The sequence below is a fragment of the Streptomyces alboniger genome, from assembly GCF_008704395.1.
In the GTDB taxonomy this organism is placed as follows: domain Bacteria; phylum Actinomycetota; class Actinomycetes; order Streptomycetales; family Streptomycetaceae; genus Streptomyces; species Streptomyces alboniger.
This window is the reverse complement of the sequence record NZ_CP023695.1, coordinates 6091904-6106672: the sequence shown is the minus strand read 5'-3', so window position 1 is coordinate 6106672 and position 14769 is coordinate 6091904. Positions and strand designations below refer to the sequence as shown.

12 protein-coding genes and 1 pseudogene are annotated in these 14769 nt (G+C 69.2%); 12 read left to right on the top strand and 1 reads right to left on the bottom strand.

The features are described from left to right. The first annotated feature begins 46 nt into the window (after positions 1-46). From CP975_RS27240 to CP975_RS27185, 12 genes and pseudogenes are all read left to right on the top strand, one after another. Positions 47-1204 (top strand): sensor histidine kinase, encoded by a 1158-nt coding sequence (locus tag CP975_RS27240; RefSeq protein ID WP_055527415.1) that lies wholly within the window; start codon positions 47-49, stop codon positions 1202-1204. Between the two features lie 322 nt (positions 1205-1526). After that, positions 1527-2429, top strand: a pseudogene (locus tag CP975_RS27235) (lipid II flippase MurJ); the annotation flags it as partial. Between the two features lie 484 nt (positions 2430-2913). Next, on the top strand, positions 2914-3543 hold the full coding sequence (locus tag CP975_RS27230; RefSeq protein ID WP_055527431.1) for a hypothetical protein: 630 nt from the start codon (positions 2914-2916) through the stop codon (positions 3541-3543). After that, on the top strand, positions 3540-5219 hold the full coding sequence (locus CP975_RS27225; RefSeq protein WP_055527417.1) for a GH3 family acyl-acid amido synthetase: 1680 nt from the start codon (positions 3540-3542) through the stop codon (positions 5217-5219). The genes CP975_RS27230 and CP975_RS27225 overlap by 4 nt, the downstream gene beginning before the upstream one ends. A gap of 26 nt (positions 5220-5245) precedes the next feature. After that, entirely contained in the window at positions 5246-6103 is an 858-nt protein-coding gene (locus CP975_RS27220) for an SAM-dependent methyltransferase (RefSeq protein ID WP_055527419.1), read from the top strand. Further along, the gene (locus CP975_RS35950) at positions 6100-7545 is read left to right on the top strand and encodes an NAD(P)/FAD-dependent oxidoreductase (RefSeq protein ID WP_055527421.1); all 1446 of its coding nucleotides are present in this window, start codon (positions 6100-6102) and stop codon (positions 7543-7545) included. Before CP975_RS27220 ends, CP975_RS35950 begins: the two co-directional genes overlap by 4 nt. Continuing rightward, positions 7545-8672 carry a hypothetical protein gene (locus CP975_RS27210; RefSeq protein WP_055527422.1) on the top strand — a complete coding sequence of 376 codons (1128 nt, stop codon included), beginning with the start codon at positions 7545-7547 and terminating at the stop codon, positions 8670-8672. Before CP975_RS35950 ends, CP975_RS27210 begins: the two co-directional genes overlap by 1 nt. Next, positions 8669-9418 (top strand): DUF6182 family protein, encoded by a 750-nt coding sequence (locus tag CP975_RS27205; protein WP_055527423.1) that lies wholly within the window; start codon positions 8669-8671, stop codon positions 9416-9418. The genes CP975_RS27210 and CP975_RS27205 overlap by 4 nt, the downstream gene beginning before the upstream one ends. Positions 9419-9420: 2 nt before the next feature. Then, positions 9421-10080, top strand: a complete 660-nt coding sequence (locus CP975_RS27200; protein WP_055527424.1) for a LysR substrate-binding domain-containing protein — start codon at positions 9421-9423, stop codon at positions 10078-10080. Then, entirely contained in the window at positions 10077-10856 is a 780-nt protein-coding gene (locus tag CP975_RS27195; protein WP_055527425.1) for an alpha/beta fold hydrolase, read from the top strand. Before CP975_RS27200 ends, CP975_RS27195 begins: the two co-directional genes overlap by 4 nt. Positions 10857-10861: 5 nt before the next feature. Further along, complete coding sequence (locus tag CP975_RS27190; RefSeq protein WP_055527427.1) at positions 10862-11716, top strand: class I SAM-dependent methyltransferase; 855 nt, start codon at positions 10862-10864, stop codon at positions 11714-11716. A gap of 175 nt (positions 11717-11891) precedes the next feature. After that, positions 11892-13226 carry a cytochrome P450 gene (locus tag CP975_RS27185; protein ID WP_055527428.1) on the top strand — a complete coding sequence of 445 codons (1335 nt, stop codon included), beginning with the start codon at positions 11892-11894 and terminating at the stop codon, positions 13224-13226. Positions 13227-13482: 256 nt separating this feature from the next. Here the strand turns inward: CP975_RS27185 and CP975_RS27180 are convergent, their stop codons facing one another. Then, a complete protein-coding gene (locus tag CP975_RS27180; protein WP_055527433.1) occupies positions 13483-14628 on the bottom strand; it encodes a 3-deoxy-7-phosphoheptulonate synthase in 1146 nt (381 codons plus the stop codon). Between the last annotated feature and the right edge of the window lie 141 nt (positions 14629-14769).

Genomic DNA, 14769 nt, shown 5'->3' with positions numbered 1-14769 from the left:
CTTGCCCACACATCCCGGGGCCATCGCGCGACATCGTTGGAGCAAGGTGAACAAGGCACCCGCACGCGGCAGTTGGCGCATCGTGGACCGGCTGGCGCCCGCCTGGCTCGTGGTGCAGTTCCTCGGTACGGCCGTGCTCGTCGTGGCCATGGTCACGGCCAGGGAGGACACGCTCTGGGTCTGGGGCGTGTACGCGGCGAGCCTGCTGTGCTGGACCCTGTTCATGGTCCTGCACCCCGTCCGGCCCGAGGCCGCCAGTGCCATGCTGGCGGCGAGCGCGCTGCTGCCGGCCCTGGTCGTGGGGTACTCCGACGACGCGACCGCGGTGATCATGCTGTGCGTACTGCTCGGCAGGTTCACCTCGATGATCACCTCCTCCGCGCGCATGCTCACGGTCGTGACGTGCGCGTGCCTGGTGGCCATCTGGATCAGTTGCGTACTGGCGGGGCAGCCACTCACGTACGTGCTGGGCTACACGATGCTGGCCCTCGTGCTGACGCTGTTCGGCCTCAACCGGCGCCAGTACGAGGGCCGGGCCAGGCAGGCCGAGCAACTGCTGGCGCAGAACCAGCTGATCCAGCAGGAGCAGGCGCGGGCCGCCGCGCTGGGTGAACGCAGCAGGATCGCACGGGAGATGCACGACGTACTCGCCCACTCCCTGGGCGCGCTGAGCGTCCAGCTCAAGGTGGCCACCGCACTGATAGAGAAGGGCGACTCGGCCGGGGCGCTGGCCCGGGTGCGCCGGTCCAACCGGCTGGCGGACGAGGGCCTGGTCGAGGCGCGGAACGCGGTGGCGGCCCTGCGGGGAGATGTGCCCTCGCTCCCCGAGGCGCTCAAGAGCCTCGCCGGGCAGCACCGTTCGAACCACCCCAGCGAGGTACACGTGGACATCGTGGGCGAACTGCGTCCGCTCTCCCCCGCGGCCACGGTCTCGCTGGTGCAGACGGCACGCGAGGCGCTGACCAACGCCGCCAAGCACGCCCCCGGCGAGACCATCGGGGTGACGGTGGAGTACCGCGCGGACGCGCTGCGGCTCACCGTGGAGAACGCCACGCCGACGTCGAGCCTCCCCGACCCGGACCACGCGCCCGGCTACGGCCTCACGGGCATGCGGGAACGCCTGGCCCTGGTCGGCGGCTCCCTCGTCGTGAACCGCCTGGACGGGGACACGCGGTGGGCGGTGACGGCCGAGGTGCCCGAGTGAGGCGGGGCCGACTGCCTGCCTTCCCCTGATCGTTTGAACGTTGCCGCAAACCCCTTTGGGCCATCATGAGCATCACCTGTCGGCCTCACCGATCAGGGTCCCCCACCGGGCCCTTGGCGCCTGTGGACACCACGGACTCCCCCTTCCCGCTCCCCCTCTCGCGGCACACGGCCCGGGCCAGTGCAACGGCCGGCCGCTCCAGGGCCGTGGGGCAGGCGCCGGGCCGCGGCCGGTGAAGAAGCACGGGGTGGACAGCGATGAACTCGCGGTACAGCCGGCGCCAGGCGTACCCGCCAACGCACCGGGCTGCTGAAGTCCGGCGCGGGCGACGAGAGATGACGAAGACGGCGGCGAGGCGTACGCCAACCGCCTCATGACCCTTGTCCTCGCCCTGCTCGGCGCCATGACGTGGACGCCCGTAATCGACAACGTCCTGATCATCGCGTCCTTCGGCGCGTTCATCTGGGCGTTCGGCACGTTCTCCCACTCCGACGTCGGCGCCCACACCATCACCTCGCAGGCGTACGTCTGCTGGGCCTCGGCAGAGCGCTCGGCCTCGCCAAGTGGACCCTGCTCTTCGTCCTCGCCGACCAGCTCGGCCTGATCGTGGTCACCCAACTCGCCACCTGGGCGGTGCCCATCGCCGAGAAGCAGGGGCACCCCGGCACCGGCGTCACCGCCTACAACTTCGCCTTGCAGCTGTGGCAGATGCCGCAGGCCATCATCACCGTGTCCGTCATGACCGCGGTCCTGCCGCGCATCGCCCGCGCGGCTTCCACGCCTTCGAGGACACCCGCACGCCCTTCTACAACACCGTCGTCGTGTCCCTGGTCAACGCGGCAGGGGCGGCCGTCTCCTTCGTCGTCCTGCCGGCCCGCTGGGCGGTCATCGGCAGCAGCCTCATACGGGCTCGCCTTCGCGGTAGGCGTCGGGGTGGCCTGGCGCCGACTGCGCGACCGCCTGGGCGGCGACCTCGACGGGGCCCGCGTGGCACGTACGTACGTACGCACGCCTCACCGCCGCCGCGATCCCGGCGGCCCTGGCAGGCGGCACGATCGCCTACCTCCTCATCGGAGCCATGGGCACCGGCTCCCTGGGGTCCACCACGGCCCTGGCGGCGGGCGGCCTCGTACTGATCGCCACCTACGCCGCCGTCGCCGGGTGCCTGAAGGTCGAAGAACTGAACGGGATACGCGACATGGTGCGCGGCCGGCTCGGCCGGTGACGTTGAGCGGGGCGGGGAGGCGGGACCACTACCCCGGATCCCGCCTCCGCTCCCCCACGCGGCGCTCGCAGAGCACACTCGCCTGCCGCGCGGGCCTGTCGCTCACCTACCGGGGCGATTAGTGGCCCAACAAACTGGGTAAAACAATGGCCCCGAACGCCCCGACCCGGCCGTCCCGGTCGGCGCTTATGGCGAATTTATCGCCTGAAAATCTGGAGACCACGGCCCGCATTGAGGTAACGTTTCGGGCCTGTCAGGTCGGCGGACACGGAAACGCTTAGTGATTGACCCTCGATTCGTCACGATGCACCCCATTTCTGCATGAAAGCTCTAGGGACACCTATGCCCAGGTTTGACAGCCTCATCATCGGAACCAGTTCCCATACCGGCCACGAGACGGCCCATTCTTCGCCGCCGACCGGATACGACTTCATCGGCCCGAATCGTCGATTTCATCGGAATGTTCCCAGCGGGGGAGGTGTCGATGAATGACAGGCCCTTCTATGTCCTGCTCGGCCCGGACGGTGCCGGCAAGTCCTCGGTGATGGCGGAGATTGAGCACCGGCTGCCGACATGGCGAACGCTTTCCACGGACGATGCATTCGTCAGGCCCGAGCACGGGCTTGTCACTCGACTACGGCACGATGTGGTCGGGGAAGTCCTGCCACATCTTGGAGCGGCGTACTCCGCTGATTTCATGGCCAGTCTCCTCCAGACGGCCGTGGTCCATCTGAAGGACGAGATCCAGCGCCAGGACGACGACGTTCCCGTGGTGGTGGACTCCTACTACTACAAGATCCTCGCGAAGTGCCGGCTGGCCGGGATCGAGGAAAACCCCATGTACACCTGGTGGCGCTCGTTCCCGCAGCCGCGCGCCGTGGTCTACCTGGACGTCTCGCCCAGGTCCGCGTGGCGGCGTTCGGGCAATGGAGCGCGGCTCAACGCTCTGGAGTACTTCGGCGAGTTCCCCGAATGGCAGGGTTTTGAGGACTACCAAGAGAGCCTTCACAAACTGATGCTGGAAGAGATAAGGGAATTACCCGTGACCATCATCGAGGAACAGCCCAGTGCGGCCCACGCGGCCGACGCCGTGGTGGAGGTGCTCACTTCGTGACCTCACACATAGGCTGGGCAGCCCCCGGGCATCTGGACCGCTACCGGCGGCGCGTGTTTGCCGAACGCGCTCGGCTCGGTGAGGCGCTCACCGAGATGCGAGGGCAGCAGCAGCGCGTTCTCGCCGACCTCGTCGACTTCAACTCGGGAACCGAGTTCGGCAAGCAGTACGGCTTCGACCGAATACGCGACATCGACGACTTACGCAAAGCCGTTCCCATTCAGGATTACGCCGCCCACGCGCCACTGATCGAGCGCACGGCGGCGGGCGAGCCGAACCTGCTGACCGCCGACCGGCCGGTCGTATACTTCACCAGTAGCGGCAGCACCGGCGCCCACAAAAAAATTCCCATCACGCCGCGGTTCATGAGGACCACCTTCTTCCCGTTCTACTACGCGGCCTGGGCGCCCCTTCTCGAGAGCTTTCCCGACATCGCGCAGCGGCCCGACGCGGTTCTCAACCTCAAGCACGACCCGCTCTCCGCGCCTCCCACGACGGCTGACGGGCAGCCCCATGTCGGCGCCAGCCAGGTCGACTTCGGCGAGAAGTTCGGTGAGCCGCTCTCGGCCGAGCTCGGCACCGCGGCCCCCTGGGCCACTCTCCCGGTGGATGTCGCGCCCGACGACCATCTGGAGAAGATGTACCTGAGGCTGCGGCTAGCGGTGCAGAGCGATGTGCGCTGTCTCATCGGGATCAACCCGGCCATGATCGCGGCCGTCCCGTACCAGCTCGAACTGTGGTGGGACCGGATCGTCCGAGACGTGCGGGACGGCACCCTGGGGGGCGTTCCGTACGGAAGCCCCGACCCGCACCGGGCGGCCGAACTGGAGCGGCTCGCCGCCTACTTCGGTGTCGTGAATCCGTCCCAAGTATGGCCCCGCGTCCGTGCGCTGTTCGGTTGGACGACGGGGGTGGCATCCCTCTACCTGCCCGCACTGCGTGAGCGGTTCGGTGCAGGCGTACAGGCCCTGCCGGCGCCGGTCGCGGCGTCCGAGGGGCCGGTCGGGGTGCCCCTGGACCGCCACGGCTCTGCCGGGAGCCTCGTGGTGTCGGCGGCCGTGTACGAATTCGTGGACGCCGACGCCGATCTCGCGCCTGATACCCAGACCCTGCTGCCGCACGAGCTGGAGGTCGGGCGCGAGTACCACGTGATCTTCAGCCATGTCGGCGGGCTCTACCGGTACGCCGTCGGCGATGTCATCCGGGTCGAGGACCTGGTCGACGGAGTGCCGCGGGTGGCGTACGCGGGCCGGGCCAATCGTTCCGACGCGGTCGGTGAGCGGCTGCGCGAGTCTCAGGTCGTCCGGGCCTTGCGAACCGCCCTCGACGCCACCGGACTTGGTATCTCCAACGTCGCCTGTCGGGTCGAACGCCAGGCGGGGGCCTCGCACTACGTCTTCGCGGTGGCCCCGCACACCTCCTGGCAGGCCGCCGAGTCCAGCCGCTTCGCAGTTCTGCTCGACGCCGCCCTACAGCGGGAATCCGCCGACTATCGGCGAGCCCGTGCGGACCGTCGGCTCTGCGCCCCTGCCCTCCGGCTCCTCGACCCCACCGCCTTCCACCAGGACTGGCACGCCGCGGTAGGGAGCGGGATCCGCCCGACTCAGGTCAAGGACCGGCTCTTCAGGCAGGACGACCGCCTCTGGCAACGCCTGACCGGCACGACCCCGGCCTGACCCGTACCGAGAAACGAGGAACTTCCATGACCGACCTTCTGAACCCGGTGGAGCGCACCGCGTTACTCACCGCCGCCTTGCGCGCCGCCGAGACCCTGCGCGAGGACCGCCTGTACGAGGACCCCTACGCGGCCAGGCTCGCCGGAGAAGCCGGCCCGCAGCTGCTCGCCGAGGTGCACACGGCGACCTTCCCGCCCGACCGGCCCCGGTCCCTTCCCAGCACTCCCGACTACAACGCGATCCGCACCCGGTTCTTCGACGACTTCCTCGTGGGCGCGGCGCAGGACCGGCAGATGAGCCAGATCGTGCTGGCTCCTTCGGGCATGGACTCCCGGGCCTACCGAATATCGTGGCCCGACCACATACGCTATTTCGAGGTCGACCGGCCGGCCGTCCTGGACTTCAAGAGCGGGCGGCTCCAGGGAGTCGCCCCGCGCGTGGCCCACCGGACGGTGGCCGTGGACCTCACCGCGGACGACTGGGAAAGCCAGTTGATCGACGCCGGATACGACCCGACGCTGCCCTCCACATGGCTGCTCGAAGGGCTCCTCTATTACATCCCCGAACCGGACACACACCGCATGCTGGAGCGGGTCGCCGCCATCACGGCACCCGGAAGCCGTATAGCAGCCGATGTGGTCAACGCTGCCGCCCTGAGCCTGCCGCACATGCGGGGCCTGCTCGACGTCTTCGCCAACTGGGGCTGCCCATGGCTCTTCGGCACTGATGAGCCCGAGGACCTTTTCGACCGCTACGGATTCAGCGTCGAGGCCAAGCAGCCCGGCGAGCCGGGTGCGGACTTCGGCCGCTGGCCGGACCCGGTCCCGCCGCGCGACGTCAAAAATGTCCGCCGGGTCTTCTTCGTCCACGGGACACGCCGATGACCAGGCCGGCTGTGGTCGTGGGCGGGAGTATCGCTGGTCTCGCCACGGCTCTGGCACTTGCTGAACGAGGCTTTCCGGTAAGGATCCTGGAGCGCTCGGCTCCTCCGCCCGACGGCCCGGTCGGCAAAGCGGCCGAACTCTGGCTGCGCCCCACCGTCCCGCAGAGCGACCACTCGCACATCCTCACGTCGCTCGGGGTGCGAGTGCTGCGCCAACGGGCCCCGCACCTGCTGGAGACCGCCCAAGAGGAAGGCGCACGGCTTCTCGACCTCACCGGGGCGGCGCCCACGGAGACCTTCGTCAAGGAGGCGGACGACCACGAGTTGGTTGCTCTGGCCGTCCGACGCCCCTTCCTCGAATTGCTGCTCTACCGTGCTGTGCGTGCCCTTCCCGGGGTGACGTTCGACCACGGAACCGCGGTGCGGGGGCTGCTCCTGGACCCGGCCCGGTCCCGCGTCGCCGGTGTGGTGACGGATCGGGGCGAACAGGTGCCCGCGCAGTTCGTGGTGGATGCCACCGGCTGGAAAGCAGCGGCCCTGACCTGGCTCAGGGAATTGAGAGTTCCGATCGGCGAAGACCTGGTCGGCGCCACACAACTACGCTGCTTCACCCGGTTCTACCGACTGACCTCACCAGGAGACGACTGGCCGGGGCCGCTCAACCGGGGCAACGCGGCGGGAGGCATCTGGGACCACTACGCGGCGGTCGTGCACCCTGCCGACAACGGCACCTTCGCCATCGCCGTAGGGGCTCTCACCTCCGACCCGGCCACCACGATTCTGCGCGAACCCGCCGCCTTTACCGCCGCTGCCCGGATGTCCCCCTACGTGGCGGCATGGATCGAGGAGGGCACTGCGACGCCGCTGGCGGACGTACGTGCCATCACCATGCCGCCCAATATCCTGAGGTCCACGGCCCGCCCCGGGCAGCGACAGATCGCTGGGCTGTTCGCCGTCGGTGACGCCGCCTGTGTCACCGACCCGCTCTTCGGCCGCGGCATGTCCCTCTCCCTACAGCACGCCTTCCAGCTGGCCGATCTCCTCGATACCCACCCGACGGTGGAGGAGTACCAGAGCGAGAAAGCCGCGCAGCTGGCCGAGGAGGTCCATCGCCCGTGGTACGAGCAGGCCGTCCACGACAGCCGGGCCTACGGCGGGCTGTGGCGGGCCCGCGCCGAGGGAGTCGCACCGTCCCCGGTGCAGCCCGCGGTTCCGGGCCGCCCCTCCATGGCGGACGTGGCCCGAGCCGCCGGAGTTGACGCCACGGTCTGGCGCGGCCTCCTGCGCGTCCTGATGGGCCTCGACACCCCCGCGAGGATTCTCGACAGTGCCGCACTCCAGAACAGGGTGCGTGCCGCCCGCGCCGACGGTGTCCCGCTCGGCCCCCGGCCGCCGACCCGGCAGGAACTGCTGGAGGCCATCGCGACCGGGACGGAGGGCTGATGGACGCCACCCGCCGGAAAGTACTGCTGGCGCCGATCACCGTCACGCCGTCCAAGCCGTTGACTCCGAGCCATCTCAAAGGCCTGCTCTGGGCAGACGTGATGTACCGTGCCACGGCTCAGGTGGCCGATGTGACCTACCGCTACAGCCACACGACCTACCATCCGACCGAACAGACCCTGGGCTTCTGGGAGTTCCTCGACCGCACCCGGGGCGACACCGACTACTCCTGCCTCTCGGAGGAGGACATCGGTGAGCTGTACGTGCGCTACCGCGCCGAGGGAGCGATGCCCTCGGCCGAGATGGCCCCTTACGCCGATGCCGTCGAGCACACCGACTACGTCCACCCGGCGGGGGCCCGCGTCCTGCGCCTGTGGGCCGGCCACTACGAACGACTCGGCCTGCACGATCCCGGACTGATGGCACACCAGCCGCCCGGACTCGGTCTCCAAGAGATGATCGACGAATTGGTCGCGGAGGAACTGGGTCTGGACCAGAGGGACTTGGGCGGCCCGGTCTATCTCGATGCCACCCGATTCGGCCTGCCCCTGCGGCAGATAGTCGCTGCTGACGGGCGCCCCAACTACCTCGCGTGCGCGTTGCGCGAGCTGCTGCCGCTCGCCGCCGAGTACGACGAAGTCGTGCTGCTCTACGACCGTGAGCTCGACCCCGACTATCAGCTCCTGGAACGGGTTCTGACCCACAAGGGAACCATCGTGCATCGGATCCCCCTAGGCAGGGTGCCGATCGACGGGAAGATCACCTCTGCCCGACAGGGCGGCTGGCACGACCACACGGTGAGCGCACTGCTGCGCTCCGTCGGCGACGACCACGATCCTGCGGCACTCCGGCTGGGTATGCGTCTGTACTTCATCGCAGGACTCGGGCCGGGCCAGCAGGAGTCCTTCCGATTCGATCTGCTCCGCAAGAACCTGACCCGCGCCGAGAAGCTGCTGAGCGCGGCGGACGAAGCGCCGGAAAGGGACGACCGAGGTGCCCTGTTCGGGCTGTTGGACAGGCATCGGCGCGGTCACACCCACATCGACCCGTACCGACTCACCTCGTCCCTGCTCGGCCGGGGACACCGCGCTCCCGGCCGAGCCCTGCTCAGCACGGTGTTCCTATGACGTTCAGCCCTGATCTCTTGCTCACCGTGGCCGCCGAGCGGCTGCGGGTAGCGCGGCCCGAGCTGGCCGCGCGCCTCGACCTGTCCACCTCCGAGGCGGTTCAAAGGGCCAAGGCCACCCTCGCAGGCGGGGACGCGGACGGCCCGCACGACGGCGCTGCCGTTGTCATGGTCGTCGGCCGCTTCTCCCTTCCGAACTGGGTGCGGGAGACCTGCCGCTTCGCCCTCTCGGTGCCTGCGGGCCGGGCCGGTCCGTGGCAACGCTCGTTCACCCGCACCCTCTTCCTGGCGGGCCGGCCGAACAACCTCAAGGAGAGATTCACCTTCGACCACATCGCCGACGACGGGTCGACGGCCTGGATCGGGCCCGCTCCGGACGAGGCCACTGCCGCACTGCGCCGGTTGCTCAAGTCGTTCGACGGCACGCGGGAGTTACCCGCTTGGGCCCCGACCACCGTGGTGATACCCGTGCCCGTCGGCAACAGGCCCTCCGGTCGCCACCCGGTCTACCGCGACCTGTACATCGCCACCGCGGGGGTGACTGTCTCCGACGTACTCATCCAGGTCAACCACCTGCTCGCCGAAGCCGTGCTGGACGGGCTGATCCTGCCGGGCGACCGGCTGACCCTGCGTTCCGTGCCGCGCCTGGCCGGCCTGCCCATGCGGTTCGCCGCGCTGCGCGTCGACACCGACACCCACCGGCCCCACGAGCTCCGTGCCTACGCCGGACTGACCGAGGAGATCTGAAGATGCCCGCCCCCCTTACCGCTGCGACACCCGACGCCACGCGGCCCCTGCGTTTCGGCATCCACGGCTCGCCGCACCTGGCTACCCGCATCATCACCGCCGCGGGCCATGGGCTGAAGGAGGTCGAGTTCGTCCCGTACGACGTCGCCGACCCGTTCGGCCCGCTGCGGGACCGTTCCCTGGAGATCATGATCGTCAAATACGGACTACAGGAACCGGACATCGCCGTCAGCCGGCCCGTGAGCTTCGACGGCCGGGCCCTGATCGTCTCCGCCGACCACCCGCTCGCCGAGCGAAAGACCGTGTCGGTCGAAGAGGCCGCGCAATACGACGCCTTCCGCTGCCCGGGGGACTTTCCTCCGTATGTCTGGGACAAGGTGGTGCCGCCACGCACCCCCGGCGGAACTGTGATCCGCCGCGTCCACCCCATGACGACGGTGGAGGCGATGACCGAGGTACTCGCCCGCACGACCGCCGTCCATGTGTCGTTCCAGTCACTGGAATCGATCCTGCCACCCCACATCAAGGCCGTTCCGGTCCACGACCTGCCGCCCGCACCCGTGACGCTCGCCTGGCTGCGTGACGTGGCGCTGTCCCCGCGGGCAGCCACCCTTGTCGCCGATGCGGAACGCAGTGCGCTCGACGAGGGGGCCGGGCGATGAAGCGGAGCCAAGACATACCCGTCGTCCTGCTGCACGCCCTGCCGCTGAGCTCTGCCATGTGGCAGGAACAGGCAGCGGCGCTGCGCGCGCGCGGGCACACGGTCATCACGCCCGACCAGCGCGGATTCGGCACCGTGCCGCTGGGAACCGCGCAGCCCTCCCTCGACATCGTGGCCGACGACCTCGCCGTACTCCTCGATGAGCGCGGCATCGACCAGGTAACGCTCGTCGGCTGTTCCATGGGCGGCTACGCAGCGATGGCCTTCCTGCGGCGCTATCCCCACCGTGTCCGCGCCCTCGCGCTGTTCGCCGCCCGAGCCGGTGCCGACAGCCCCCAAGCAGCCGCTGAACGTCTGAAGTTCGCCGATCTGATGCTCGACGACGCCACCCGCGATCACGTGGTGGCTCGCACTACACCGCTCCTCGTCGGTGCCACTACCAGGGCTCGGCGCCCCGACCTGGTCGACCGGATCCTGACGATGACGAAGGCTGCCGCGCCCGAGGCGGTGGCCTGGGCGCAGCGTGCCATCGCGGCACGCCCCGACTCGCTCCCCGTGCTGCGGAGCACCGACGTGCCTGCCGTAGTCGTCACCGGTGAGGAGGACGAACTCGTCGCGTTGGAGGAGGCGATGAGCGCGGCCGACGCTCTGCCGAGAGGGCGGCTCGTCACCGTGCCGGGTGCCGGGCACCTCCAGCCGCTGGAGGCACCGGACTACGTCACGGACCTGCTCACCACCCTGCTCGACGACGCCGCGACAGCGGACGGGAAGAGGTAACGCGCATGCCGACGAAAGACCATGCCTCGTGGGGGTACGCCGCATCGACTGGTCTGGGTTTCACTCACGAGGAGATCGTTGAAGCCCACTTCAAGGCCTGCGAGGTCCAGTACCGGGCGGCACTGGAGCAAGCCGGTATCCGAGCCGGATGGCGAGTGCTGGACGCCGGCTGCGGCAGCGGCGCCTTCCTGCCCTGGCTGGCCGAGCTGGTCGGCTCCCGTGGCCACGTGACGGCCATCGACCTCGCCGAGGAGAACGCCTCGCTCGCCGCCGAGCGCATGCGCCGCAGCCGGTCCAGCTGCTCCTTCGATGTCCAGCAGGGGGATCTGCGCAACCTGCCGTACGAGGACGACACCTTTGACGCGGTCTGGTGCGCGAACACCACGCAGTACCTCGATGACGATGAACTCGACTCGGTCCTAGCGGAGTTCAGCCGCGTGGTCCGGCCGGGAGGGGTTGTGGCGATCAAGGATCTCGATGCCTCCCTGATCACCGCGCGCCCCGCGGACCCCTTCTTGTTCACGGACTTCTTCCGGCACGCGTCCAGCAAGCCTGGCTACGCCCGCCAGCTGCTGCGCACTCGTGATCTGCACCGCTGGCTCGACAAGGCCGGCCTGGTTTCGGTACGGCAGAAGACGATGCTGATCGAACACCATGCGCCGCTGCGGCCCGCTGCCCAGCGGTTCTACGCGCTTGCCTGCGCCCGCATCGCCCAGCAGGCCATCGACATGGGGCTCCAGGGAGACTGGCAGCCCTTCCTGGACCCGGACAGTGCGCACCACCCCCTGAGCCACCCGCACGGTTACATCAGCGAGGGCAACACTGTGGCCGTGGGCTTGGTCCCGCCGGCCGAGGACTGAGTTCCGCTTTGCCCGTGATCCGTCAGCCGGCTCCGGCTGGTGACGGGTGACGGACGGCTCCTGGCCCGGGGCGAGAGCCCCGGGCCCCGCGACCGCTGAACCGCCAACCTCGGATCGCTCTCTCCTCCCTCCCGCTCAACCGCCCTGGCCACTCGATCGATTCAGGAGCTCGCCGATGCCCATCCCCGCGTACTGCCCACCTGCCCCCGGTCGGGTCCCCCTCCTCGGCCACGGCCCCGCCCTGCTGCACAGACCCCTGTCGTTCTTCGAAGCGACTCGGACCGCCGACCCGCTGGTCCGAGTCGGGTTCGGGCCGGTCAACCTGTTCCTGGCCAACGAACCGGCCCTGGTCCACCGCATCCAGGTGGACACCGACACCTTCGAACGCGGCCGCTTCTTCGAAGCGCTGGCCGGCAACTTCGGCAATCCGCTCATCGCGGCCAGCGGCCCGCTGCACCAGCACCAGCGGCGTACCCTGAAGCCCCCCTTCAGCCGTCGTAGCGTCCGTACCTACACCGAAGTCATCGCCGACGAGACCGAAGCGCGCGTCGGCGGCTGGCAGGCCGGCCGGGCAGTGGCCGCCGACGAGGAGATTTCCGACCTGGTCGCGGCGGCGGTTCTGCGCTGTCTGTTCAGCACCGAACTGAGCCATGCCACTGTGCGCGACGTGCGTGAAACCATGAACGCGATCTCCCGGCGGCTTCTCCCCCAGACCATCCTGCCGGCCGCCCTCGGTACCATCCCCACCCCCGGTAACCGGCGCTTCATCGCTGCCGTAAACCGGTTCCATGCCACCGTCGACCAGCTGATCCGTGAGCGTCGTGCCGCCCCGGGGCAACACCATGACGTCCTGAGCGCGCTCCTCGACTCCACGCACCCCGAGACAGGCGCTCACCTCACCGACGTCCAGATCCGCAGCGAATTCCTCATCCTGCTCTTCGCCGCCCTTGAAACCACCAGCACATCGCTGAGCTGGGCGGTGTTCGAGTCCGTCGTGCGACCTCGGGTGCAGCGGCGTCTCCAGGACGAGGCCGACCGCGTGCTGGGGGGCGGCCCGGTGACGTACGACAGGCTCACCGACCTGGTGTTCACTCGGAAGGTCATTGACGAGACGCTTCGGCTGCATGCCCCGATGCTGTCCACCCGCCGCGCCAAACGCGCCGTGACCTTGGCCGGGGTCGTCATCCCCAAGGGCGCCGAGGTCGGCTACAGCCCGCGCGCCGTGCACAGGGCCGCAGACCTCTACGAGGCCCCGAGCGTCTTCGACCCGGACCGGGCGGGTCCCGACGACGGGACCGACCGCCCGCGTGGCGCCTACTTCCCCTTCGGTACCGGACCGCACCGGTGCATCGGGGAACATCTTGCCTTGACCACCATGACGGTGGTCCTCGCCTCCCTGGCTGCCCGCTGGGACCTCCGGATAGCGCCAGGCACCGGGCGGATCAGCGAGGTCAACAGCTCCCTGCCCCACCTCAGCAGCCTGCCGCTGCTCCCCACCTCCCGCGTCTGACCACGGGGTTCGGAGGAAGCTGAGGCCGGGAACTGTCGGGAGTACTCAAACCAACTCCCGCCCGGCTTCGGCCCACCCGGCCTCAACTCGTACGGCTTCAGCCCGTCCGGAGTGAGTGATGGCTTTCCGCCGGTTCACCGCTTGGCCGGACCACGCGCCATCCCCCACCGACCGCGAGAGCGGCCAGGGGGCCGTGGCTGGTGCGCTCACGCCGCCGGCCGGCCGCTTCACCCCGCGACCGATCGTCTCGCTTCGCTCAGCGGTGCCAGGCCGATACGACTGCTACGGCCTGGTCGATGTTGAGGCGTGGGTCGCAGTGGGTGGTGTAGCCCACTGGGTCGAGGAGGTCATCGAGGCGTGACTCGTCCGCCACGCATTCACCGACGTTGTCCGGTGTGGCTTCCAGGTGCAGTCCCCCGGCGACCACGTTCTGCGCGCCGGCCACTTCCTGGAAGAGTTCCACTTCGCGGGTGACGCTGGTCAGCAGGCGGGTCTTGCGGCCCAGGGGGCCGCGCTGGGTGTTGCCGTGCATCGGATCGCACAGCCAGATGACCGGATGCCCCGCCTCACGGACAGCGGCCATCAGCGGTGGCAGCCACTCCTCGATGCGCTCCGCGCCCATCCGGGAGATCAGCGTCAGCCGGCCGGGCGTACGCGCCGGGTCAAGGACCGCACAGAGTTGAGTCAGCTCGGCGGGTGTCATCGTCGGACCGACCTTGCACGCCACCGGATTGTGGACGCGGGCCAGCATCTGCACGTGCGCACCGTCCAGCTGGCGGGTACGGTCCCCGATCCACGGCCAGTGCGTCGAGGACAGCAGCAGGCCCTGCCGGTCCTGACGCAGCAGCGGCAGCTCGTAGTCCAGCACGAGGGCCTCGTGGCTCGTCCACACCGGCGCCCCGGCCGGCAGACCCCATGCACCGCCGAGCCGGCGCAAGAACTCCGTCGCGGTGTAAGCGGCCCGGTAACCGGTAAGCAGACGCGCCGGGTCCGGTTGGCGCAGCTGCGGATCGGGCCGCGGGTCGTTGACCAAATGACCACGGAAGGCGGGGAGTTCGATCTCTCCGTGCCGCTCCAGGTCGGAGGAGCGGGGCTTGGCGAACTGGCCCGCGATCCGGCCCACCCGCACCACCGACAGGCCGGTCTGGGCCTGCATCGCCCCGGCCAGCGCATCCAGCATGCCGGCCTTGCGTCTGAGGACCTTGGGAACACAGTCCGCGGGGTCCTCGGCGCAGTCGCCCGCCTGGAGGACCTGCAACGCTCCGGTGGCGACCTCCGCGAGGAGCAGCCGCAGCTGGCGCACCTCGTCCCAGGCCACCAGGCCGGGCACATCACGGAGTTCGCTGCTGAGCTGTTCAGCCAGGCGGTGGTCCTTCCACCGCGGTTGCTGCTGGGCCGGCAGAGTGCGAAGCCATTGACCCTCGCGCTCCGCATCCGAAGTGACATCGGTTTCGGCTAACGATGTGAGAGTGAGAGGCGTAGTCACGAAGTGGATCCCCCGTTTGGGAAGCTCGTCGCTCCGAAGTTGCAGACATGACGCCGA

Excerpts from the sequence above, each read along its gene's own strand:
- CP975_RS27230 (WP_055527431.1), top strand. The coding sequence starts at position 2,914 with ATGAATGACAGGCCCTTCTATGTCCTGCTCGGCCCGGACGGTGCCGGC.
- CP975_RS27220 (WP_055527419.1), top strand. The coding sequence starts at position 5,246 with ATGACCGACCTTCTGAACCCGGTGGAGCGCACCGCGTTACTCACCGCC.
- CP975_RS35950 (WP_055527421.1), top strand. The coding sequence starts at position 6,100 with ATGACCAGGCCGGCTGTGGTCGTGGGCGGGAGTATCGCTGGTCTCGCC.
- CP975_RS27210 (WP_055527422.1), top strand. The coding sequence starts at position 7,545 with ATGGACGCCACCCGCCGGAAAGTACTGCTGGCGCCGATCACCGTCACG.
- CP975_RS27205 (WP_055527423.1), top strand. The coding sequence starts at position 8,669 with ATGACGTTCAGCCCTGATCTCTTGCTCACCGTGGCCGCCGAGCGGCTG.
- CP975_RS27200 (WP_055527424.1), top strand. The coding sequence starts at position 9,421 with ATGCCCGCCCCCCTTACCGCTGCGACACCCGACGCCACGCGGCCCCTG.
- CP975_RS27195 (WP_055527425.1), top strand. The coding sequence starts at position 10,077 with ATGAAGCGGAGCCAAGACATACCCGTCGTCCTGCTGCACGCCCTGCCG.
- CP975_RS27190 (WP_055527427.1), top strand. The coding sequence starts at position 10,862 with ATGCCGACGAAAGACCATGCCTCGTGGGGGTACGCCGCATCGACTGGT.
- CP975_RS27185 (WP_055527428.1), top strand. The coding sequence starts at position 11,892 with ATGCCCATCCCCGCGTACTGCCCACCTGCCCCCGGTCGGGTCCCCCTC.